This window comes from Nitrospira sp. CMX1 (genome assembly GCF_054902215.1).
The window spans coordinates 1-24,435 of sequence record NZ_JBUBKD010000044.1 but is presented as its reverse complement, the minus strand read 5'-3'; the positions used below and the strand labels follow the sequence as shown (position 1 = coordinate 24,435).

Annotated in this window: 17 protein-coding genes and 3 pseudogenes; 3 read left to right on the top strand and 17 right to left on the bottom strand. The window is 55.0% G+C overall.

What is annotated here, in order from left to right; translation table 11 throughout:
• The 3 genes from ACYX34_RS11390 to ACYX34_RS11380 all read right to left on the bottom strand — a co-directional run.
• Positions 1-191 (bottom strand): response regulator transcription factor (locus ACYX34_RS11390; RefSeq protein WP_462076683.1); only part of this gene is annotated, 191 nt, incomplete at its 3' end.
• Positions 188-1,645 (bottom strand): PAS domain-containing sensor histidine kinase, encoded by a 1,458-nt coding sequence (locus ACYX34_RS11385; protein WP_462076682.1) that lies wholly within the window; start codon positions 1,643-1,645, stop codon positions 188-190. The genes ACYX34_RS11390 and ACYX34_RS11385, both read right to left, overlap by 4 nt.
• Positions 1,646-1,797: 152 nt before the next feature.
• Positions 1,798-2,700: a DMT family transporter gene (locus ACYX34_RS11380; RefSeq protein ID WP_462076681.1), complete on the bottom strand. Its 903-nt coding sequence runs from the start codon at positions 2,698-2,700 to the stop codon at positions 1,798-1,800.
• A 131-nt stretch (positions 2,701-2,831) separates the two neighbouring features.
• Between ACYX34_RS11380 and ACYX34_RS11375 the strand changes: the two genes are divergently transcribed.
• On the top strand, positions 2,832-3,221 hold the full coding sequence (locus ACYX34_RS11375) for a hypothetical protein (protein ID WP_462076680.1): 390 nt from the start codon (positions 2,832-2,834) through the stop codon (positions 3,219-3,221).
• A 220-nt stretch (positions 3,222-3,441) separates the two neighbouring features.
• Here ACYX34_RS11375 and ACYX34_RS11370 read toward each other — a convergent pair.
• Positions 3,442-4,456: pseudogene (locus ACYX34_RS11370) on the bottom strand (IS30 family transposase).
• A gap of 88 nt (positions 4,457-4,544) precedes the next feature.
• Between ACYX34_RS11370 and ACYX34_RS11365 the strand changes: the two are divergent.
• Together ACYX34_RS11365 and ACYX34_RS11360 are read left to right on the top strand one after the other, a co-directional pair.
• On the top strand, positions 4,545-5,660 hold the full coding sequence (locus tag ACYX34_RS11365) for an efflux RND transporter periplasmic adaptor subunit (protein ID WP_462076679.1): 1,116 nt from the start codon (positions 4,545-4,547) through the stop codon (positions 5,658-5,660).
• Positions 5,661-5,686: 26 nt separating this feature from the next.
• Complete coding sequence (locus tag ACYX34_RS11360; protein ID WP_462076678.1) at positions 5,687-8,794, top strand: efflux RND transporter permease subunit; 3,108 nt, start codon at positions 5,687-5,689, stop codon at positions 8,792-8,794.
• A 327-nt stretch (positions 8,795-9,121) separates the two neighbouring features.
• On the opposite strand, the gene ACYX34_RS11355 is transcribed toward ACYX34_RS11360, so the two are convergent.
• The 13 genes and pseudogenes from ACYX34_RS11355 to ACYX34_RS11295 form a co-directional block, all read right to left on the bottom strand.
• On the bottom strand, positions 9,122-9,274 hold the full coding sequence (locus ACYX34_RS11355; RefSeq protein WP_462076684.1) for a transposase: 153 nt from the start codon (positions 9,272-9,274) through the stop codon (positions 9,122-9,124).
• Between the two features lie 458 nt (positions 9,275-9,732).
• A complete protein-coding gene (locus tag ACYX34_RS11350) occupies positions 9,733-10,104 on the bottom strand; it encodes a hypothetical protein (RefSeq protein WP_462076677.1) in 372 nt (123 codons plus the stop codon).
• A 28-nt stretch (positions 10,105-10,132) separates the two neighbouring features.
• On the bottom strand, positions 10,133-10,453 hold the full coding sequence (locus tag ACYX34_RS11345; RefSeq protein ID WP_462076676.1) for a hypothetical protein: 321 nt from the start codon (positions 10,451-10,453) through the stop codon (positions 10,133-10,135).
• A 95-nt stretch (positions 10,454-10,548) separates the two neighbouring features.
• A complete protein-coding gene (locus ACYX34_RS11340) occupies positions 10,549-11,532 on the bottom strand; it encodes an FAD-dependent oxidoreductase (RefSeq protein ID WP_462076675.1) in 984 nt (327 codons plus the stop codon).
• A complete protein-coding gene (locus ACYX34_RS11335; protein ID WP_462076674.1) occupies positions 11,502-12,176 on the bottom strand; it encodes a Slp family lipoprotein in 675 nt (224 codons plus the stop codon). Before ACYX34_RS11335 ends, ACYX34_RS11340 begins: the two co-directional genes overlap by 31 nt.
• A gap of 1,009 nt (positions 12,177-13,185) precedes the next feature.
• Positions 13,186-13,494 (bottom strand): P-II family nitrogen regulator, encoded by a 309-nt coding sequence (locus ACYX34_RS11330; protein ID WP_462076673.1) that lies wholly within the window; start codon positions 13,492-13,494, stop codon positions 13,186-13,188.
• Positions 13,495-13,941: 447 nt separating this feature from the next.
• Positions 13,942-15,162 (bottom strand): efflux RND transporter periplasmic adaptor subunit, encoded by a 1,221-nt coding sequence (locus ACYX34_RS11325; protein ID WP_462076672.1) that lies wholly within the window; start codon positions 15,160-15,162, stop codon positions 13,942-13,944.
• Between the two features lies 1 nt (position 15,163).
• Positions 15,164-18,371: pseudogene (locus ACYX34_RS11320) on the bottom strand (efflux RND transporter permease subunit).
• Positions 18,372-19,411: 1,040 nt separating this feature from the next.
• A complete protein-coding gene (locus ACYX34_RS11315; RefSeq protein ID WP_462076671.1) occupies positions 19,412-20,056 on the bottom strand; it encodes a response regulator in 645 nt (214 codons plus the stop codon).
• A complete protein-coding gene (locus ACYX34_RS11310; RefSeq protein ID WP_462076670.1) occupies positions 20,049-21,215 on the bottom strand; it encodes a sensor histidine kinase in 1,167 nt (388 codons plus the stop codon). Before ACYX34_RS11310 ends, ACYX34_RS11315 begins: the two co-directional genes overlap by 8 nt.
• Positions 21,216-21,722: 507 nt before the next feature.
• Positions 21,723-22,549, bottom strand: a pseudogene (locus ACYX34_RS11305) (IS5 family transposase).
• Positions 22,550-22,710: 161 nt separating this feature from the next.
• On the bottom strand, positions 22,711-23,112 hold the full coding sequence (locus ACYX34_RS11300; protein WP_462076669.1) for a hypothetical protein: 402 nt from the start codon (positions 23,110-23,112) through the stop codon (positions 22,711-22,713).
• A 357-nt stretch (positions 23,113-23,469) separates the two neighbouring features.
• On the bottom strand, positions 23,470-23,640 hold the full coding sequence (locus ACYX34_RS11295) for a response regulator (protein ID WP_462076668.1): 171 nt from the start codon (positions 23,638-23,640) through the stop codon (positions 23,470-23,472).
• Positions 23,641-24,435 lie beyond the last annotated feature (795 nt).

Below are 24,435 nucleotides of genomic sequence, written 5' to 3'. Positions count from 1 at the left end.
CCGTTCAATCCCGGCATCGCGATATCCATCAAGACCAAGTCCGGAGCATCCCGTTGGACGGCCTTGACGGCTTCCGCCCCATCCCCAACATCGGCAACGACCTCAATACCACTGATCTTCTGCAAGAGCGCCCGCATACCCGCCCTCACCAACGCATGATCCTCAACAATCATGACTCGGAGATCGCTCACGATGCTTTCACCTCCTCCAGCGAACCAGGCGTTCCCTGGCTGTCATCCGCAAGCGGGAACCGCAGCTCGAGAGTGGTCCCTTGGCCGGGTTCCGACAGAATCGACAAGTGGCCGCCGGCTAACTGAACCCGTTCCTGCATCCCAAACAGCCCCATACTTTCCCCGTCTCGTGCGCGTTGCCGCGCAGCAGCGACGTCAAATCCGACACCGTCGTCATGAATAATCAGAATAACCTCCTGTGCCTGTCGGCGCAACGTCAGCTCAATGCCCCTTGCACTGGCATATTTCGCCACATTGGTCAGCGCTTCCTGCACAACCCGAAAACACGCGACCTCGATCATAGTTGAAATCCGCCCAGGGACTCCATCGACCCTAAGCTGAAGCGTCCAGCCGTTCCGCTGCGCCTGACGATTGGCGTACCATCGAAGTGCCGGGACCAAACCGAGGTCGTCAAGAATGGATGGCCGCAGATCCAAGGCAAGTGTGCGCACCTGAGCCAAGAGGCGATCCACTAGCCCCAGGCTATCCATGAGCGCCCCATCAAGCGACTGACCGTTCATACTATGCCGAACAGCCTGCAAATCGATCTTGAGCGCCGTGAGCAACTGCCCGACTTCATCGTGCAGATCCCGCGCAAGCCGACTTCGCTCGTCTTCCTGAACCTGCATCAGGCGACTGGACAGATCCCGAAGCGAACGATTCGCCTGGCTCAGCTCGGCCGTTCGTTCCTGGACATTCTTTTCCAACTCCCCAAGCGCCTGCTGCAACAACTGCTGGGCTTGCTTTCGCTCGGTGATATCTCGCATGATTTTCGAGACGCCCACAATCTGACCGGCCGCATCTTTGAGCGGTGACATGGTAATCGAGACATCGATCCGGCGCCCTTCCTTGTTGATCCTGATCGCATCATAGCTCTGAATGCTGCCCTCTCCTCGTAGCACAGGATACACCCAGGATCCATCTGCATGGTCTTCCGCTGGGAGAAGCCTGTCAATGGAGCATCCCACTATCTCACCCGCCGAATACCTGAAGATACGTTCAGCTCCCGTATTCCACGATAAGATTATTCCATCCAACGTCACACTCACGATGGCATCATCACTGCTATCGACGATAGCCCCGAGGCGTCTCGTCGCATCATCGAGTCGAGAATTCTTCACTCGGACAACGAGGGTTGCCATGATCCAGACGTAGGCAGTACAAGCGAATCGGTTGAAGATCGCCACCCAGGGTTCGATCGTCCCAGGCCGTGACAACACAAACCCTATCGGGAGAAGGGCCGTCGCAATACCTGCCACCACATAAGGCGCCATCGGTCGTTCATCCCACAGGGTCAATAAGACAGCAAACACATACCCGACCCAAACCGCCACGCCCAACGGCGTGAGCGCATCGGAGACAATCGTCACAAGAAGCACGGCAGCTATCGCTACTTTCGCTACAGAGCTATTCATCAAAATCCTTGCGTCGGGACCTCAGCATTCCGTGGCATGGCTCCAGTACACCCACAATCGATCAGGGCTGCCGGGGGCAATGGATGACGCATGATACTACAAGCGGCGATCAGGCGCACACAGGTACCGGCACTGATGGGGATGGATGGGACCTAGCTTTTGAGCTCGGCTGTCTGACGATTCACAACCCACACGCCTGCGAGGATGAGACAGATACCAATAACTTCAATCACGCCAACGGATTCCCCTAGGACTACGGCGGACAACCCAATTGCTGCGACGGGGGTCAGATTCCCTAACACAGAAGCTCGTGACGGGCCGATACCTTTGACACCAAACAACCAGGCCTGTTGCGCCACTGCGGTAGCAAAAACCACCAGGTACCCAAGCGCCAGCCAATCGGAGGTTGTGACCGATCCGATCCCGGTATGCATCATCTTTTGATCTGTCCATAACAATGGGATCTGCAGGATTGTCGCCACCATCAAGGTCGTCCAATTGACCGTTAAAGCCGACAGGCGCTCCATGATCGTACGGCTGCCAATGCTATAGAGCGCCCAGCTGACCACCCCCAAAAACACCAACGCACTGCCCAACAGCGGCTGATCACCGGCTGCTTGGAACCCTGCCACGGAGACTACACCAACCCCCGCAAAGGACAGCACTGCACCGCCCCACACCGCACGCAACGGCACATCCCTGATCAACATGGCCGAAAGGACTGACGTGACCACCGGACTCGATCCGATGATCACCCCACCGACGGCCCCGCTCACATAGTTCAGACCCATAAGGATAAGCAGATGATTGCCCAATACACCAAGTCCCAGCAGGGCGAGCAACCGAACATCGGCGCCGCTCAACTTCACGGCACCACCCTCCTTTGACCACCAGGTCACGAGCAGAATCGCCAGCCCGCCGATATCCCGGAGGACTGAAGCCTCGACTGCGGAAAACGACGTCAGCGCCATCTTCTGCGCGACAATCGACCCACCCCAAAGCGCCGCCGCCAGGACGACCGATCCATGGGCCATGGTTGAGGACGCTTGAGACATAGCTATTGGGATACCGTCGTTCCTCCGTCCCCGTCAAGCAGTATTCTCCCGTCCGGTCATCGACTTGACGGCGTTTACGTTTATCAGTAGCCTGCGTCTAAGAGACAGGAGCAATCAACCGGGAGGTGTTCATGATTCGGAAACCAGGTCTACAAGGGTGGGTCTCAGTACTTGCAACCACGTCTCTTCTCCTTGCAGGCTGCACGACGGCGCTTGTCCGAGATGACGTCAGATATCCGAAAACGGAAGCCCATTGCTCAGGCTCTCAAGGGGTCGATGACTCCTCCATCGCTGTGCTGCCGGTTCCGGTGGTCGCCTTTGTCGTGCCTCATGCCAACCTCCATGACATCAAGGCGGACGACTATCTGAAGCGATGTGGAGATCCGACCAAATTGATCAACCGAAAGGTAGAGGTCAACCGCACGGCTTGCATCCCAGCCGGATTGACCCGTATCATCACCCTCGGCATCTGGCAATGGTGCCCAGCCACCATCTCGTGGGAAGCGGATGTGAAGTCCTGACTCGTAGGCTGTCTACTCCTGGCTGCTGACGAACCATGTACCTCAGCTCGTCGTAGAAGGTGAACGTCCGCAGCTCAACAATTCGTGTGAGATTCGACACATGATCTTGCCGCTGGGTTTCACGAACTTGCCCTGAACCCAGCAAAACACCCATCACGGCCATTGTGCAGAACCCGAGGCCACCAGTACTCCGGGTAGCCCAGTTTTTGGTATGGCAGTTTCAAGTTCCAAGTGCAACAGGTAAATGATGGCGCAACTGCGCATAGACCTCCAGCGGCGTGGCAAAGCCGAGGCATTTCCGTGGGCGCGTGTTGAGCCGATGGGCAATGGCGTTCAACTCCCGCTGGGTGTAGGCGGACAGGTCTGTTCCCTTGGGCAAGTACTGGCGCAGCAGGCCATTGGTATTCTCGTTGGTCCCGCGTTGTCAGGGGCTGTGCGGATCGGCAAAGAACACCTGGATCGAGAGGCGGTGTGCGAGCTGTTCGTGTTCCGCCATCTCTTTGCCCCGATCATCGGTCAGCGTTTTTTTGCAACGAGGCCGGCACATGCCGGAGCTTCGTGGTAAAGCCCCGTCGAGCACTCGTCGCGTCCGTCCCGTTCATTCTGGCCAAGATGACCATCCGCGTAGTTCGCTCGACCAAGGTGCCGACCGCCGATCGGTTGCGCGCACCTTTGAGCAAGTTGCCTTCCCAGTGGCCCGGCACCGTCCGGGTTGCGACCTCGGCGGGTCGCTCGGTAATCGGCGTCATGTTGGGAATCTGGCCGCGGCGGTCGGTCCCCCGTGTGCGTGGCCGACGTGTCTTATGGGCCTGACGCAGAGCCGCCAACAATTCCATCCGCAAGGCCCCACGTGGCAACACATACAGAGCCGCATAGATAGTTTCGGCAGACAGCTGCTTGCGCATGTCGCCAGGATACGCGCGGCGGAGCCGCCCGGCAATCTGTTCCGGCGAACACCCTGCCAGCAGATGCCTCCGGACATAGCGCCATAACCACGCGTCTGCCAGTTTCCGCCGTCGCCGGGGCTGACAGGCCCGGGCGGCCGCCTGTGTCTGAGCCGTACACGCACGATAGGGATGGCCGCGTGAGGTGTTGCGACTCAACTCGCGGCTGACAGTGCTCGGGGCGCGTCCCAAGATCTGAGCCATCGCTCGGATCGAAAGACCATGTGCCAGGCCCAGGCTCACCGTCTCACGTTCTTCAGCACTCAGGTGTCGATACGATCTCGTGTGCATGGCAACACCGTACCCCCTTCGGGCATGCAGTGTTGCACTTGGAGTTAGAACTCAAGTATCATAGCCTCCTGAGTGACACCGTAACACAATGAGTCGTCAGAACTGGATCGGATCAATCGTTCTTGTCTTGGTTGTCCTCCTCCTGGGAATTGGCTTGGCCTCGTGGAAATACGGGTCACTCCAAGGCGAACAGGCCGCCTCAGCTAACCAGCCGGAACCAAGCGAATCTGTCACCGTCGCCATCGCACGAACTATCGACCATCGACCGACCACCACCTCAATCGGAACCGTCCTCGCCCTCCGATCAATTTCTCTGAAGAACGAACTTGCCGGAACGGTCCGCCAAGTCCGCCTCACACCAGGGCACGTCGTGGAAGCCGGAACCTTATTAGTGGCGCTCGATGTCTCTGTCGAGGAGGCTGACCTGCGCGCACAGGAAGCTCAGGTAGCACTCGCCAAGACCATTCTCAATCGCCGCCAAAATCTGAGTCAGGAACTGGCCACCACACAGGAGGAGGTGGACAGGGCCCGCGCCGATTTAGATGTGGCCCAAGCCCAAATCGCCAGGACCAAAGCGGTCATCGCCAAGAAAACGATCCGCGCTCCATTCCGAGCGAAAGTAGGAATTGCGGACGTCCATCCCGGGCAATACCTGGACGAAGGAACGCTCTTGACCACGCTGCAAGGTGTGAGCGACGCCGTGCATGTGGATTTTGCTGTACCCCAACAGGTCGCTGGCAGTTTACAAGCCGGCGAAACCATAGAAGTCATGGCAGCCGGGCAAGCTCAGCCCATCAAGGCCAAGATCATCGCCCTCGATGCTCGTGTGGATCCGGCTACAAGGAATGCCATGGTACGAGCTAGGATCGAGGGAACAAGTCCGATACCTGCCCCGGGAGCCTCGGTGCGGGTTCGTGTCCCAGTCGGTTCAATGCACAAGGTCATTGCGATTCCTGTAAGCGCCCTGCGCAAGGGACCTGGTGGTGATCAGGTCTTTGTCATCGCACAGGGCCAAGACGGCCAGACAAGGGTGCGTGCACGTCGCGTCGAGAGTGGTCCGATGTCCGGCGACGAGATTGTGATTCATGACGGGCTGACGGCAGGTGAACAAGTCGCCGCCGTCGGGTCCTTTAAGCTCCGCGATGGCGCCCTGGTTATGATTGCAGATTCCCCTGAGAGTCCAGGAACGGGAACACCGCGCTAAGTTCACAGATCGTGATCACTCCGGCTATGCAACAGTCTTCTTTCCGCACATCGGTTACTGACGTCTTCATCGTCCATCCGGTCTTGGCCATCGTCGTTAATCTCGTCATCCTCCTCGCTGGATGGAAAGCCCTGACTGCTCTTCCAGTCCAGCAGTATCCAAGAATCGAAAACTCTCTGGTGGTCATCAGCACCGTCTATTACGGAGCCAGTGCTGAAACCGTTCGTGGGTTTATCAGTACCCCGATCGAACGAGTGGTCTCTGCCATCAGCGGCGTCGATTATGTCGAATCGACCAGTCGGGCGGGGGCCAGCACCGTCACCGTCCACTTGAAGTTGAACCACAGCAGCACCGCTGCACTGGCTGAAGTCACGGCACGATTGCAACAGGTGCGGGCGGAGCTACCGGCGGAAGCCGAACCGGCCACGATTGAAATACAACGGGCGGATCGACCCTATGCCTCCTTCTACCTCAGCTTCAGTTCACTTGAGCGCACGGTTCCAGCCGTCACCGATTGGCTCCTGCGCACCTTGCAACCGCAACTGGCCACGTTGCCCGGAGTCCAACGGGTGACGTTCGAGGGCGAACGGCAGATTGCCATGCGGATCTGGATCGATCCCGATCGTCTGGCTTCACTCAATCTCTCCCCAGGTGACGTCCAAGGTGCCCTTCGCCGGAATAATTACTTGGCCGCCGTCGGCCGCACCAAGGGCAATCTGGTCCAGATCAACCTACTGGCCAACACGGACCTCCGTTCGACCGGCGAATTCGAAGAATTGATCATCGCCGATCGAGACGGCGCGATCGTGCGGCTCAAAGATGTAGCGCGAGTCGAGCGTGAAGCGGAAGAAGCGAATATCATTGCCAAATACGACGAAACGGAAGGGGTATATCTCGGCATCTGGGCGGTACCCGGCGTCAACGAGATCGAGGTTGGACATCGCCTACGCGACGAAATCGAACGGATCCGCCCGACGTTGCCTGGTGACATCGACATGAAACTCGTCTGGGACAGCACGATGTTCATCCGGAACGCCCTGACGGAAATTTCCAAGACCTTGTCGGAGACGATTCTGATCGTCGCCTTGGTGGTGTTTCTCTTTATGGGGTCAGTCCGCACCGCCCTCGTCCCTCTCGTGGCCATGCCCGTCTCACTCATCGGGGCGGCACTCTTCCTGGCCGCCTTCGGGTTCAGCCTCAATCTCCTGACGCTGCTGGCGATTGTGTTGTCCGTCGGGCTGGTCGTGGACGACGCCATTGTCGTCGTGGAAAACGTGGAGCGGCATGTCCGCCTGGGGCGATCCCGCATTGAAGCGGCCCAAGTGGCCGCGCGTGAGCTGCTTGGTCCCATCGTGGCCATGACCATCACGCTCGCCACTGTCTACGCCCCCATCGGCTTTCAGGGAGGACTCACCGGCTCCTTGTTCCTCGAGTTTGCGATCACGCTGGCCGTCGCGGTGGTGTTGTCCGGAGTCGTCGCCATCACCCTTTCACCGGTGATGAGTTCTCGATTCGTGCACCCGCAGGGCAAAGAAGGTCGGTTGACCACGTTCGTCAATCGACGGTTCGAGGAGGCGCGGAGGATCTATGCCAGACTGCTCGACGGCGCCCTCACAATGCATTGGGGGATTGTGGCCTCTGCCGTCGTCATCATGGTCGCGGCCTGGCCGCTCTATCATTTCTCCCGTCTGGAGCTGGCTCCCGTGGAAGATCAGAACCACATCAGTCTGTTCTTCGAAGCCTCACCCGACTCCACCGTGCATGCGACCAATCACCAGCACTTCCAGATCGTCAAAGCAATTACCGCCATCCCCGAAACAGACTATACCTGGTCACTCACCACGGCATGGGGCGGCTTCGGCGGAGTGGTCGCGAAAGACTGGCATGATCGCGCACGTTCAACCGAAGCGATGTATGACGACGTCTATGGCGCCGTTTTGCAAGTTCCTGGACTGCGCGTCTTCCCCAGACTCGATCCGCCGCTCCCCACACCAGGACAGTACGACGTCGAGTTAATTCTTGAGAGCGACGCACCGGCTGAGCAGCTGCTCGAAACCGTGAGAGCCCTGTTGGGTGCAGGATGGCAGAGCGGCAAGTTTCTCTACGTCGACACCGACCTCAAGATCGACCTCCCTCAGGCAAGGGTCGTGCTGGATCGTGAGCGGCTCGCAGACTTAGGATTCGATTTGGCCGGAATCGGTCGTGAGTTGGGCACCATGCTCGGTGGGGCCTACGTCAATCGATTCAACTACTTCGATCGGAGCTACAAGGTCATCCCGCAACTCGGTGATAAAGACCGAGCCACAATCGACCCGCTGCTCGATTTGAAGATCAAAACGCCAGGCGGTCAATTGGTGCCGGTGTCGACCTTCGCCCACATCGAAACAAGCACGGCCCCGCGTACCTTGAACCGATTCCAACAGCGCAATGCCGTCCGCATCTTCGGTGGCCTCAAACCGGGTGTCACCAAAGAAGAAGGCTTGCGGGTACTCGAAGAAGCAGCCGTGGCAGTCGGCCCACGAATCATCCTCGACTATGCCGGCGAGTCGCGCCAACTCCGTCAGGAAGGCTCGGCCCTCACCGTTACACTAGGCTTTGCAGTCGTCCTGATTTATTTGGTATTGGCTGCCCAGTTCAAAAGCTTCCGCGATCCACTGATCGTGCTTCTCGGCTCTGTCCCCCTCGCCATCTCAGGCGCACTGGTCGTCAGTTTTCTCGATCTGACGACCATCAATATCTACTCTCAGGTCGGCCTCATTACCCTGGTTGGACTGATCGCCAAGAACGGCATTCTCATCGTGGAGTTTGCCAATCAGCTACAAGCCCGTGGGCTGTCGAGACTCACAGCCATCCGTGAAGCCTCCCTGACCAGATTGCGACCGGTGTTGATGACCTCAGCCGCCACTATCTTCGGTCATTTCCCACTGGTGCTCGCCACAGGGCCAGGGGCAGCAGCCCGCAACAGCATCGGTATGATGTTGGTCACAGGGATGACGGTGGGCACTATCTTCACCCTCTTCGTCGTCCCAGTGTTCTACTCGCTGATTGCCGCACAGCACCAACAGAATCAACGTGGTGCAGCGTTGGAGGATGTCGAAGGTGAGAAACTCACCTTAGCAGGAGCTGAATCCTAAACAGGAATCCTGGATTCTCTGTCCACTCCATTTCAGCCGTAATCTCAGATGGTCAACAGTGAAGCGAGTGCATGGTCCATCAGGAGATGCTGGAAGCGCACAGCGATCATTTGATGGCCGGAACCAACAATCTTGCAACGATGGAGGAACCCCTCTCAAGGGAGAATAAGAGACGCAATACCCCGGTAGGTGCCAAGGCACCCCTTTATCCGAAGCGTGATTGTTGGCGCATTACTCATATTGCATTGAAAACAATTTGTTCATACGTACCGACGGATCCCTCAGAAAAGCGGCTGCGAGCATATGGCCTCGCCTGGGTCATGCATCTTAGTACGCATTGCATAATACGTGTGGGCTTTTCTCGTTCAGCTGCCGACTCGTCACACTCTTCAAGATCTCCACGACCCTTGAAACCGCGTACTTCGGCGAGATCACCATGTGCGGCTGGACATGGTCCCCTTCCACCCCAATCTCCTCCAGAAACCAATCGAGGTGAACGGCCCACAGGACCTTACTTGAGATATTCCGTTATTCCACGCACGAAGATGTTCCCCCGATACCGTGTCACCCACGGAGCATGGTACTGGGTCTTGTAGACCACATGGGCCGGTCGATGGAGTTTCATCAACTGCCATCATCGCACCATGCAAGCAACAGACGGCGCCCAGCTCTCCCTCTCACCCTCCCAGGTAGGAAACTCCCGCGAAATTAGACACACCTTCTCCTGGGAATATGTCTCTCGATGCACGCCGATGAAAGATCTGTTTTGATGGCTTTACGCCTGATCATCAAGGGAAATAGGCCATACCGCTTGTTCCCTTCTTCCTCCAATCTAAAGACAGTGGATTGGATTCTCGAGACGAGTTTCAATAGTTTCATGAGCGAATCAGACCGGAGACCCATCGAATCGAAGCGAGTCATCTCAAGACAGAATAAATTTATTGACCCGCGTCGGGTGGAATCTCCAATTCAGCTTCCTTGGCCTTTGCGTCAGCATACTCAGCTGCTTCGAGTAGCTTGTGAGCGAATAGTCTCATCTGCTGCACGAACTCACTCGGCACAGACCCATATTCTTTCTTCAACACTAATTCCGCCTCGCGTACTCTGTGAGTAGCCATGGCATGGAGTTCTCGAGATTCCTCGATCCAGTAAAACATCCGATCTGACGCACGCATCTTTGTTGCCATTGTCTGTGTCTGGACCGGTATCGTAGTAGATGCAGGCGATTGTACCCGACCGTTCATCGTGCAGGCATCGAGTATTCCGGGCACCGCGCACAAGACGATGGAACACAGTCCCATTGATTTCATGTGGCCTCCTTCGGCATCCATAAAGTCGTCATGGCCAGTTTATGGTGGGCACCCAACGCAGCTCCCCTGTAAGATTTAGCCAACATCGAATAGTCGAAAACTTCGGACAGGAAATAGTCCATCTCCCCACCGAAATCGAACACCGTCTGACCGCATGAATTAATTTCGTCGCTCCGGTTCCAATGGCATGCACACCAAGCCGCCGTCGCCCCTCACGCTGAAACAGCAATTTGCCGAGCCCACCATCGTCACCGAAGATCTGTCCGAAGATGATCTCCCGATACCGCACCACACCGGTTTCACAGGGAATTCGCTTTCCTGGTAAGTCATGTTCTGGTGATCTCATCATCAATATTTCTGGAATAGCGTAAACATCGACCGGAAATTGCTTGGATACAGACTTGACTTCCACTCCGACGCGTGAAACGCGACGTGTCGGTCTTGCTAAGCCGAGGTTGATGCGAGACCTGGATAACCAGCAACATCACCAACGACGAAGATATGCGAGACCTCGATCCGAAATTGTGCATCGACCCTCAAGTGACCTCGCTTGTCCGCTGTGAAACCCGTGGCTGGTAGATTCAAGCACTCCGTGGCCCCAGTCCGGTCTGCGGCGTACAGAATCGAGTCGGAGACGACGCGCTTCCCAGACTCAAGGGTCAGCACCACGCGGCGGGGCATTCCGCTAATAATCTCTAAACGTTCTACGGTCTCGCCGAGGAGGAACGTGTCATAACGGCTTCGCATCTGATGGATGAGCTCCTCCACAATTTTTGAATCCAGGAACTCCAAGAGTCTGGTCCGTTTGTCGAGGACCGTAATATTGCTGTCCAAGGCTGCGAACATGGAGACGTACCCCACACCAATGATGCCGCCACCCAGCAGGGCCATGTGTCGAGGAAGCTGATTTAAGCGAGGGACGTCGCCGCTGCTGGAATCATTTCTCCGCCGAAGGTGACGCCGTCCGCCAACGCAGGGACGAGCTTCGACCGCGATCAGAATATTGGCGGCAGTGATCGAACGGTTGCCGTCTTCCGTGGTGACCATCACGATGGAGGGATCATTGAACGAGGCATCGCTGTGAAACAGGGTCACGTCGTTACGACGCATCTCGCCCACAACAACATCTACGTCCCGTCGCATTACCGCTTCGACTCGCGCAAGGAGTTGTACCGCTATTGCTCGACGTTGGTAGCGGTACCTCTCATGTCCCTCAAAGTGACGGGTCATTGAATTAAAGGAGAGGACAGCCTCACGGAAGGTTTTACCGAGAATTGTGCCGGACTCTACACAAACTCCCCCCACGGCTTTCCGACGTTCACCGAGTACGGCTCGCTTACCGAGTATTGCGGCTTGGATGGCCGCATACTGGTCTATTGACCCGCTTCCGCGGCAGATCAGATCATCATCGTACCGTAGACTGACCATAATTCATCATCGATCGTAGATATTTCGATCATCTTGCTTCGCCACGAACCGACCAAGTCCTTATTGTTCTCACTTTGGTCATCGGTGGTCGGCTTCTCTATACTTGGTCCACGGCAAAAGGTTCGTTCCTCATGTGGGTATCTCCTCACCGTTCCGTATGAAAACCGAGCAAGTTCGATTTCATCACTTTTCCAAATATGAAGGCATTGTGCGTGGAGATGCGGCAGAACATTCTGCAGCCAGCCGACTACTTCTGGACTCACTTTGTCCGTTACACGAACTACAACGAGCCGATTCCCAGCCTGCAACATACCGTCATCAAGTGTTCCATTGAAGATGATCGCGAATCTGAATAAGTCTTCTCTTTTTCCGTCTTTTGGATCATACGACTGCTGTACATCGACTGGGCGCCTGTCGGCAGGAATGACTATCTCTTCTCGCGTCGGAATCACTTTCAGAATATGCCCTTCCAATTCCACTTTCTGAGAGAGAATATGGGCGGACGGATACGATGTTTGTTCCTTCCAGGCCTTGAAGGCAAAGGTATCGTTTTCGATGCCTTTTATGATCTCTGAGGGAAACAGCAGAGTATTTGTGCAGTCCGCCAACCATAGACCCATCGTCAACAAGCCGACGGTATGCATGGCAAATCTCTTTCTGCGGTCAATCGGATCGGAGGAAGGCACCAGTTCGCACGTGTGAAGAATTCCACGACAAATGTTCACGAAAATAACTACCGGAGCTGAGTGGGAATTGTCACAGGAGCATAAGGCATCCGCGTCTGAGCAGATGCCCATAGATTTCCCCGCCTGTATAAGCAGGGAAATCTATGAGAATGATTACCAAGGAAGAGGTCTGATCAATTCCCGGCTTCAATAAACCAGCTCATAACCATTAGGAACCTAACTAACCGTCGCTTGACGCCTCGAAGTAATCAGACCTTTCTTAGGCCGTATCTCTCGATATTGTCTCTCCAATAGCTCCTGTAACAGAATGATCCTGCTGAAAGGAAGGTCCGCTACGAGTTCACGTAACATCCTCTTTTCCTGCTTGATTTTTGACACTCGTCGCGTAATGGGAGCCTTCCTATTTGAATGCCAAGCGTTTGCCATGATTGTGACCCCTCATTGTAGAATTCTGGAACTTTGCGGTTGCCGCTGCCAAGACAGCAAGTCTGTGTTAATGCAATTTGCGGCCAAGAATGTCATATCCCAATCAAAATTTTACTGTTGAAGCCACTGCTGCACTTCTTCGAAAGTTTCGCCAAAACCTGGAATCGAGTTATTTCTTCAGATAACTAGACCACTTCCCTTGGTCTTCAATAAGAACCTAGTCGAGAGAATCCATGCCGGGCGGTTTCAAATTCTCAGTACAACGAGTGAATGATGGCGCAGTCGCCCATAGACCTTCAGCGGCGTCGCAAAGCCGAGGAGCGATGGTGTTCAACTCCCGCTGGGTGGAGATCGACCGATCCGTGCTCGTCGATAAGGATTGGCGCAGCAATCTGTTGGCATGCTCACTGGTCCCGCGTTGCCAGGGACTGTAGAGAGCTCGATATAGAAGACCTGGAACGAGAGGTGGTATGCAAGCCGTTTGTATTCCGCCATCTCTTTGTCACGACCGTGGGTCAGCGTTTTCCGCATAAACAACCTGCTAGACACATTCGTCACAAGGAAACGCAAATATTTTGAGTGGGATAGGTGCGGCAACCTGCGAACCCACTTTTCGCCCTGCCTGCAGGGTCTTCAATGCGTCGACGGCCCGGTCGGCCTGATCAGGTGGGAGAACCGAAAATATGATCGCATTGATGTCAGGGTGAAGGAAGCTCCCATAGACCCTTCCGGTCAATCCCTTGCCCATGACGTTGTTCAGTATCGTATAGGCGTTGACCCCGCTCGTGTGCAACAGCTCTTCCACAGTACCTAGCATGGAGGTTCGCGCTACAATGATGAGAATTCGCATAGAGCTACCATCCTTTCTTGCCGACCACTCCCTGCAAACACCAAACAGGTGATCCCAGGCAATCGATCCAGCAGTTGCTCCGCTATAGCGGATGATGTAGATAGATTCACTAAAGTACTATTAACGAATCGAGGGATTGACCCCATCGTGATATCAATAATCGTTGATTGCGTTAACATTGTTACTTTTGATGCAAATGAAGCATCTTGATGTCGTTCTTACTCTCAAGAAAATAGCAAGTCGCAGAATGCCAGCACTAAAATTACAACAGCTTGTCTGATAGATATTTTCATCATATTTGTCCCGTATTCTGATCTCTTTGTCGGCGATATCTAAATGATTGCACTCACACAACACACATAATCGATGAAATAGCGTGCCTCACTAAGCTGTCGGTGTCGGCACGCATGAGGTGAAAGATTCTGCATGCTGGCCCAGCAAGGAAGTTCATTCGGTTGACCTGGGCGACGGTGGTCCGGACTGATGGTCTGGGAGTAGCCCCGAGACGTTGACGAGATCGTACCCAGGTTCTGGTGTGACGATTCGCACCTTGTTTCCTTCGAGCAATGCGGCGCTGGGATTATTAATGACGCGGTCCTTCTCCGAGAGCCCTTCTTCCACTTCAACCAGTTGGTCCATGAGTTTGGCGACCTTGATGTCCTTCAAGTGGACTGTATCGTCGCCTGTTACGACGGCTACCTGTGCGCTGTGCTCCTGGAACACTAATGCAGTGGATGGCATCGTGAAGGATTGCCGATCGACCGGCGCTGTAAGTTGAACCTGGGCATAGGAGCCGGGCCAGAGCGCACGGTCCTTGTTGTCGAGCGTGAACACCGTGGTTGCAGTGCGCGTGCCAATATCAAATCCCTTGGCGACAGTCAGAAACTGGAAGGTGAAATGCCGGTGAGGCAATTGCGGTACAGTCACGTCGGCCGTCAAGCCCGGATTGAGGAATGGCCCAAACGCCTCCGGCACGTTGACAAAGAGACGTAATTTGTCGACGACGGCCACTGTAAATAGGTTAGTTTTCACATTAGGAGTGCTGAGATTACCTTCCTTGGTGACTAAATCTCCGACGTTGATGTTGCGTTGGATGACGACACCGTCAAATGGGGCGACGATCTTTTTGAACCCGATGAACGCCTCGATGTTCTTGACCTTTTGCTCTGCAGCTCTTACGAGGGCTGCTTGGGCTTTTCTGTTTTGTTCCTGCACCGTGATTGACTGTTCGGACACGGCTTGATTCTTGCGCATTGCTATCCACCGCTTCGCGGTCACCTCAGCGAGGGTGTACTTGACGCGTTCGGAGTCGAGATCCGCACGAGCCTGTTGATACTCAGCATCAAGATCCGGCGTATTGATTTCGGCGAGAACGTCGCCGGCCTTCACGGTGTCCCCATAGTCCTTGTACCACATCTTCACGTACCCCGTGACGCGCGCGTAGGTCGGCGCTTCATACCAACCGACGATATTGCCAGGGAGGGTGACGCTCTCGGTCCCAGGAACCGGCTTCGGAGTAACGACAGCCACGGTAGGAACGGCGTCTTTAAGCGTTTCGTTGCGCAATGTCTTGGCTTCCAGATTACCGTCATAGAATCGATAGCCGAAATAGGACAAACACAGCAGAATTGGGACGATCGCCAAACTCTTTCTGCGCAAATTGCTCATTTTAGGCGTGCTCCTTTTCTATTTGAGCGACTCGTCGTTCATAGATGATGCCATACACGCAGGGCACGAAAAACAAGGTGAAGATGGTCGCCGCGAGCAGGCCGCCGATGACGGCGCGGCCCAACGGCGCGTTTTGAGAATAGCCCGTCGCCATGGGAACCATCCCGAGGATCATTGCCGATGCCGTCATGAGCACAGGACGGAAGCGAGTCCGTCCCGCTTCAATCGCCGCCCGTAGCGCATCGCCGTGCTCTCGGAGCCGGTCTCGGGCATAGGACACGACGAGGATCGAGTTGGCGGTCCCCGTACCCATGCACATGATGGCACCGGTCAGCGCGGGTTCCGACAGTCGCGTATGGGTCAAGAACAGGGCCCAGGCTATACCTGCTAGTGCTCCCGGCAGAGCCGTGATGATGATGAAGGGATCGAGCCAAGATTGAAAATTGACGACGATCAATAGATAGACGAGCACGATCGCGCCAAGCAACCCGAAGATCAGTTCGAAATAGGCGTCGTTCATCAAGGAAGCCTGGCCGCGAATCTCCACCTCAGCCGACCGAGGCTTTTCGTCCTTCATGTCCTCGACGATCTTTTCGACGTCCGCCAGTACGCTTCCCAAGTCGCGCCCTTCGGTTGAGACATAGATGTCGAACAGCGGCATGATATTGCCGTGCGTGACCACGCCGGGCGTGCCGACCGGGGTAATGTTCGCCAGGTTGCCGAGCAGCTGCACCCGGTCGTTCAGCGACCCCTCCTTTGATCCAGAGGATTCGACCGGGACGGTCTTGATGCTATTGATGCTATTGGTAAACGGCTGCGGCGTATAAACGTTGATCAGGTAGGACATACCGGTCGAGGGATCGAGCCAATAGATCTGGTCTACCTGTTGGCTGCCGGCGGTCGTCATGAGGAGGTTCTCGGCCATATCAGACAGGGTTCTGTTGACCCCGAGTCCGAATGTGCGGTTGCCTTCGACCATCATGGTCGGCGTGCGCATCGTCTGCTGGATGCCGACGTCCACGGTGCCGGGAATCTCTCGAAACTTGTCCATGAGCTTGCGGGCAAATTCGTAGCTGGGGTAGGTATCAGGGCCGTTGACCTCCACATCGATCGGTGCGGGCGCGCCGAAGTTGAGAATCTTAGCGGTCAGATCAGACGGCTGAAACGTGAATTCGGTCCCCGGAAAACGTTCTTTCAAACCCCTCCGGATAATCTGACGGTAGTCCCACACGGGGGCCTTTTCATCCTTCAGAAGGATCGTCAGATCACAATCTTGTGAGCCGATCGTCGGAGTTGGAATGAACGCGAGATTGTGCGGCCCAACCGGGAGGCCGCAATTGCTCACAACGTTTTCGACTTTGTCGGGCAACAAATCTTTTTCGATCACCTCGGACACCATGGTGGCGATGCGCCCCGACACTTCGATGCGTGTGCCGAGGGGTGCCCGCATATGCATCTGAATCACATCCGATCTAATTTCCGGGAAATAGTCGCGTCCAAGGAATAAATACAGGGCCATTGAGCCCATCGCGAGCGCGAGTGCAACGACGACGAAAGAACGACGATGAGCGACCGCCCCTTCGAGCAGCGAGCCGTAACGGTCTCGGAACTGACTGAAGCGGCGCTCGAAGCCTTGCTGAAAGCGGATAAAAGCACTCCCCGCTGCTTGTTCATGCCCGTGGTTCTGACTCTCATGTGGTTGCGACATGTGGTGACCCTTTCTCAGAATGAGCATCCAACATATATTTCGCCATGGTCGGCACCAACGTGCGCGACAAGATGAACGATGCGATCATTGCAATCATGACCGCCTCCGCCATGGGCTTGAATAGATAGCCCGCAGTCCCGGTGAGCCCAAAGAGCGGGAACCACGCGATCGCGATGCAGAGGGTCGCGACGAGCGTGGGGACGACGATCTCATTGGCGGCGTCGATGATGGCCTGTTCCAGCTGCTTCCCCATCTCGATATGGCGATCGATGTTCTCGATCATCACGGTCGCATCGTCGACCAGAATCCCGACGGCCAGAGCCAGACCGCCCAAGGTCATGACATTGATTGTTTCTTCGAGCCAATGCAGACCGATGATCGCCGTGAGAATGGACAATGGGATCGAGACCCACACGATGACGGTGGCCCGCCAGGAACCGAGCAACAGCAGCACGATGACGCCGACCAACGCGCCGGCCGTCAGCATTTCATGGAGCACGTCGGAGATCGCATCCTTCACGAATGTCGAGGCGTCGCTCAGAAGTCTGATTTTCACGCCAGCCGGAGAAACTGCCTCGGCGCGTGGGATCATCTTCTTGATCCCATTGACCACGTCCAGGGTCGAGGCTTCCGTGCTCTTCATTGCGACCAGAATGACGGTCTGTTTGCCCTTTACCAGCACCGCGTTCTGTTGGACTCGTCCCATGAGACGCACCGAAGCCACGTCACGCAGGTAGACGAACGCATTACCTTCCCGCTTGATGGGAATATCGGAAAAATCATTGACCTTCAAGGGTGACGCATTCGTCTGCACGATCCAATCCGTGGCGCTGATTTTGACGTCACCAGACGGCAGTACAAGGTACTGCTTCATGAGGATATCGTGAATGTCTCTCGGCGTAAGGTTGCGGGCGAGCATCTTCTGGGGATCGAGGTTGACCATGACCTGCATATCCTGGCCCCCGTACGGATGAGGGAGTACAATTCCCGGGACCGTCACCAAGAGGGGGCGAATGCGCATGTAGGTGAGGTTATAGAGCTCCGCCGGCGTCATATCATCGGAGCTGATTTGGAGCATGGCTACCGGAATGGAGGACGGCGCGAGACGCATGACCATGGGCGGGGAAATGTCCGGCGGCAACGCCTTGACGACGTTCTGCGCAATGCCCACGATATCGGCTTCGGCTCTCCCTACATCTACGTTGTCCTGCAGATACACGTTGGTGATGCTGCTCCCGAAGTAAGACTGACTTCGGATGTACTTGATGCCTTCCACGGTCGAGGTCATGAACCGTTCAAACAGATAGGTGATACGCCCTTCTACCTTCTGCGGCAGCATGCCGGAGTAGATCCAGACGATGGAGGTGACCGGAATCGTGATATTCGGGAAGACATCGGTCGGCATATGCTCAACCGTCAGCCCTCCAAATAAGATAATGAGAATACACATGACCACGAAAGTGTACGGCCTACGGAGTGCAATGAGAACGATCTTGTTCATAGGTTCTACCTCCTATCTCCCTTCGGGGGATGACAGCGGAGTCCTCACAATGCCATCACCTTCTCCGCGGAATCTTGTTACTGTTCGCACTACGCCTGATGACCTTCGACCGCAGGGACGATCTCCGGCCCAACTGTGCTCGCGATGAGTGCACCCAATCCATTTACTCGGTGCGAGGCCTTGGGGATTCTCACTTTCTTGTATCTTTCGTACGAACATTGAATTCCCAAAAATAAATTCACAAACAACTATTTACTGTAATAGCGTAAGAAGCAGATGGGAGGAACTCGTAAATTCAGAAGGAGAGCAGGGAATTATTACGAGATCGATCGGTCGGGCAAGATCCACGAGCAGTTTGCTGAACGACCTGCCCAAAGCAGTGTGCAACATGAAATTCTGTTACTCTGAAGCACAACAGGTTGATCATGGGAGAAAGATGTGAGGGGCAGAGACAATTGTTTTCCTATATATCACCAGGGCAACGGATCACGGCAACGCATCCGCTGTGCACTATGCGCAAGCTTGTGCGGGAGGTATTCAGCAGACTAAACACGGAATTCCATAGCCTATATTCACCGACAGAACACCTATTGATTCCACCGGCACAGTCGCTGAGCACGCTGCGACTGCAAGTATCTTACGGTGTTCGAGTGAACGATCACTGATGGAGCAGCTTGACGGCACACGGCTGTGCCATCGGCTTGTAGGGCTTACGCCGGACGATGCGGGTGCGGGATGCGACGACGTTTACAAAGAATCGCGAGCGATTGCAGCAAGGCGATATGTTCACCTGCTTCATGAAAACACTGTTGCATCATACCGACGTCACCTCCTAGGTGTCGGACAAACATTTCTCCGTCGATGGCACGCTGATTGAACCTCATTCGTATTTCAAAGCTACTGGACAGAGGGGATATATGAGTCCGATCACACTCGACCGCTCTGATCCGTCACAACGCATCCGCCATCTCTCAAAAAACAACACTCCGTGATCTCAACGCATGGGAGGGCTTCTGAAAAAGAGTTTTTCTGCAGGACTGTTAGGAAGCGTCCACGATCCCGTGGGTCAAAGCGTATTTGATCAAATCTGCAGTAGTCTGCAGATTGAGCTGCAGCAGAATCTGGCCCTTATGAAACTCAACCGTTCGTGATGAAACATTTAAAAGATTCGCAATTTCCTTTGCCGTCCGTCCTTCGGCCAGCAACTGCAACACTTCCCGCTGACGCGTGGTGAGAACGCGTGCCTCAGTCGGAGTGTCCGATCCTTTACAAAGAAACGCATCGATCATGTCTTTGGTAATCAGCGACGTAATATATGCACGTCCCGCAAGCACCGCCTGAATCGCTTGCTCCAATTCATCCACTGCCGAACGTTTGAGCACATAGGCCGAGGCTCCTGCTTCAAAGGCGGATCGGACATAGTCCTTGTCCGCGTGCATGGTAACGATGATGATTTTGGTGCTCGGACAAATCTTCCTCAGTCGAGTCGTTGCATCAATCCCGTTCAGTAACGGCATAGACAGGTCGAGAATCACAATGTCGGGCTGAAGTTTCTTCGCGATGTCCAACAGCGCGCGTCCGTCTTCGACGGCGCCGACCAGCTCATACTGCCCTTCGAGAATACGACGAAACCCCTCCAGCACGAGGCGATGATCGTCAGCCAACAGAACGCGCGGCTTAGGCATGGCGTCCTCCTTGAGCAAGTGGAATCTCAACTCGGATACGGGTACCGTGTCCCGGTGTCGACGTCACCTCTAAAGCACCTTTCGCCAAGCGCGCACGCTCCTTCATGCTCAACAATCCCAGATGTCCACCGGGCATGCTCGACTGCTTGACATCAAACCCCATGCCGTCATCATGAATGCAAACGTCGACTTTCTCTTCCTCGCAGCTCAGCTCTACTTCGACATGTGAAGCCCGAGCATGCCGGGCGATGTTGCTGAGACTTTCTTGCACGACCCGAAAGATACAGATAGTGACTTCGGCCGGCAGCGACGTGACGGGATCATTGTACGCATAGGTACTCTTGATGCCTGTCTGAGCTGAAAAGTCGTCGACCAAGCGACGCACAGCTTTCACCAGCCCCAAATCATCCAAGATGGACGGATGAAAGCGATAGGCCATTCGACGCACATCGTCAGAAACAGCGGTGAGGCGTTCGGAAACCCGGCAAATCTCTGTCCGTTGATGATCAGGATCGGTAAACGGAGTTTTCTCTATCTGCCGCAGATCCATTGTGAGCATCGCAAGTCGTTGATTGACGTCGTCGTGTAAGTCACGGGAGATTCTCCGACGATCTTCCTCCTGCGCCGTCAAGAGTTGCCCTGCCAGTGCTCGCAAATCCTCCTGGTTCTGCTGAAGTTGTCGTTCTCTGGCTTGCAACATGGCTTCGCTCGCGCGCAACGACCGTTCCGTCTCTTTGCGTTCGGCGATCTCGGTTATCAGGGATTGATTGAGAGTGGCTAATTGATGCGTTCGTGCGTCCACTCGCGCCTCGAGGTCGTCATGGGCCAACTGGAGTGCCTCCTCGGCTCTTCGGCGATGCAGGAAGAATAACAACGGCAACCAGATAGCTGTTAGGCTGAACAGTCGATTGAGTACAAGTATCCAAAGCGGGACGGGTTGAATGGGTGAGCCCAGCATGATGCCACCCAAGTCGAGTATGGAACAGATTGCCGCAGTGATGAGTGGGGCTTTTCGATACGGGAGCAGAAAGGAGAGGATAACCAGTCCCCCGTAGAGCACTCCATTACCTAGCCCACGCGGGAGATAGAGATCAAAACTGAACAGGCCGACGCCAAGCATGATGATGAGAGGCAACAAGGGGACATTGATGTGAGACATAAAGCTACCACTCAGGTTGTATTCATGGTCTGCCGCATAATTCTCCATCAAGAAGGAGGAATTCGTATCTCTTTATATTGAGCACCCTATAGTTTGTGCTTCTTAGCCGATTGCGGAACAATTCATGTTGACCCATGCTGCCGTCATGGATATCGAGGGCAAAACGACACTGACTAGCCGTGCAGGATGCGACCCAATACCGTCCAGCAAGGCCGCCGCCAGCGAAAAGGTGGAGCGTACTCTGGGCCGAATGTTGTGCCTCTAATCGTTGCGAGAACGCCGCTGGATGTCTTTCCCGATAACCTGTTAGTCTCATCAAACGCGACCTTGATCAAGGCCTCCCATGCGCTGAGCTCATGCATCAGCAGCTATTCCAGCATAACGACCTTTTGGCGAAAGTGTCACTAGTGAAAATCTCAGGTCTTTTTCGAAAAGTTACGAGGCTGCCGAAATACCGTGCACATCATCGTTCATCTAGTCTGCGGTTATTAGACCTCTTGCATAACTTCATGGTGACAAGTCCTGGTTGTACGCTGCAGCAATGAGCGTAAAGCGTAGGCCAACGCGCGTTCTGCGGTTTCGATATCGGTTGGAAACGATCTTGAAGCGTTTCACAGCGCCAATGACGTGCTCTGCGAGGATGCGGTCTCTGGAGATGGCACGGTTGTGTCGCTTGTCGTCCGCAGTCAGAGGATTCTTTTTGCTGCGCTGTTTCGGCATTGTACTGTTGCCATGCAGTTTCTGTAGGCCCAGGTAGCCGGTATCCGTGACGGCATGGGTGGCGGGATGGAGCCTCACGCCGAATTCCTTGAGCAAGCGGAAGTCCTGCCGCCGGCCGGCGGCATGCGCTAGGCAAATGATCGTGCCCATTGCTTTGTCGACGACGAGCTGGGTCTTCAGCGTATGGCGTTTTTTCTTGCCCGAGTAGTGGCGACGCTGTTTTTTGGGGTCGTTCCACGGGCGTTTCCGTCGCGTCGATGAGGACGATCTCATACGTTCGGTCGCTGGTGACGAGGGCTTTCCTGCCAGGCAAGCGTGAACGCCCCACGCTTGATGAGCGTGTCCTCGCACCAACGGATGTTGCGAGAGGCCGTACTCTCACGGACTCCGTAGCTGTGCCCAATGTGGAGATACGTCCGGTATTCCCGCCAGTCCTCCGGCGTCATCACAAGTCGCGTTGCGATGGCCAAAGGATTCGGCTTCCCACCCCGCGCTTTGCGACGAGCCTCAGTGGTGTGCAGAGCAGACATCATCTCAAGAACTGCTTGCTTCCGAACCTCCGTCAGCCGCCGAAACGTCGCATCCGGCAGGCCTTCAACCCCCTGTATTTCCATGACTGTGCCTCCTCTGTCCAGTGGAGAGCCTGGAAACAGATTCCAACAGGCGTGGGAAGCCTGAAAGCATGGTTATGCAAGAGGTCTAGTGATCTGTCTTCATACAGGCGGTGAGCATCCCGAGCACGAGACACAGCACAATGGAACGCATTTCTGTACCTTCATGGGACATCCTTGGGCAGATAGGATGCCGCCATGGCGAGTTTGTTGTGTGCATCCAATGCCGCAACCTTGTAGCATTTGGCCAACGTCGGATAGTTGGAGACCGTGCGCAAGAAATAGTCCAATCCACCACCGAGGTCGAGTACCGCCTGAGCAATATGGATTAATTCCGTGGCTCCAGTTCCGATGGCATACACCCCAAGTAACCGTCGATTCTCACGGTGAAACAGCAATTTCACCAGCCCGCTGTCATCGTCAAGGATCTGTCCACGGGCGATCTCGCGATAGCGTGCTATGCCTTTCGTAGGGGATGTAACGACTTCCACCTCCCGTCGCATGACATTTTCGACTCGAGTACAGAGTTGTGCTGCCGTTGCACGACTCCGGTAACGGTCGCCCACATGCTGCTCGAAATGACTTGTTACTGAATTGCACGACAGCACGGCTTCGCGAAACGTCTTACTGGGGATCGTGCCGGTCTCTACGCAGACGCCGTCCAGAATTCGCCTTCGTTCAATGACGGCGACGCGTTTGCCGAGTTTTGCCGCTTGGATGGCGGCCCGCTCCCAATGCTGAGCAAATCAAAATCGTACGTCTCACAAACCATGGTGAGTCATCCTCCAAGCTACAAGGCTTGAGACGAGAGACCCATGTTCACTTGTTTGTGCGGCCATCACTGCCAAATTCGTATTGTCGTCTGGCAGCACGAATAATATGAAATCACTGTCGCGTTGAGAGTGCCGCATTCCTTTCCTGTTTCACAAGTGATCGGTCACGGCCTCAATGGCCGAAAGGAATGAGAGGGAATCTCCTTTAGAGAGGAAGACTGAAGCACCGGCTACATAGGCCTCCACCATGCGTGCTGGCTTGTTTTGAGAACTCTTGAGGATCACGCGACAATTAGGAACAGCTCTTCGCAGTTCACGCATGATTTTGGCCTCGTGAAGCCTGATCATATCGATGTTCACGAGCACGATGTCTGGTATTAACAACAGGGCCGCATTAAACAGATTGGGCCAGTCGTGGACTGCCCCACCACATCGTAGTCACCCAAGGGAAAGCTCCGGAGAAGACAGAAGACCTGTGATTGAAGGTCTGCGAGCAAAATGCGATGTCGCCTCATTCATTTACCTCCAGTGGGTCCATTCCACGATCATACGCGACAAAGCTTACAGCTGAACCCGTCATGGAAGAAAGAGCAACTACTTGCGAGGCAGTATAGAATTTACCAGGAAGAGCCGAGCCAATTACGAGAATCCTAATTACGCGGCAATGAGAGGGTTCGCACTGAGCCAAGCATCACAATGCTGCTGACGAGGTCACCGGTAAAAAAGAAACACATTGGTGAGCATTTTTAGATTCTTCAAATCTCACTTCGAATGAGTGTGAACTACTCCTCATTTTTTGACAATCACGTTGGGAGCCTGTTTCCTCAAGTTGCCGACCCCTCTGCAGCACGTCACTTGGCCAATCCACCATTTCAACGGGCGCTGCATGATAAAAACTCTCTGTTGGTCTGAGCTGAGCGAAACAGAGGCGGAGTCCCCAAAGAACTCCGCCTCTCTCGAACAAGGAGCAAATTGAGACTTACAACCAGGACACCCGTTCGGCAGGCCGAATGTAGATCGGCTCTTCCACCTGAATTCGGGCCACTTCCTTCCCGGACTTATTGAAGCCCAAGACGGTGTCGTTGTACATCTCGAAGCGCTTACCGTGAATCTGGG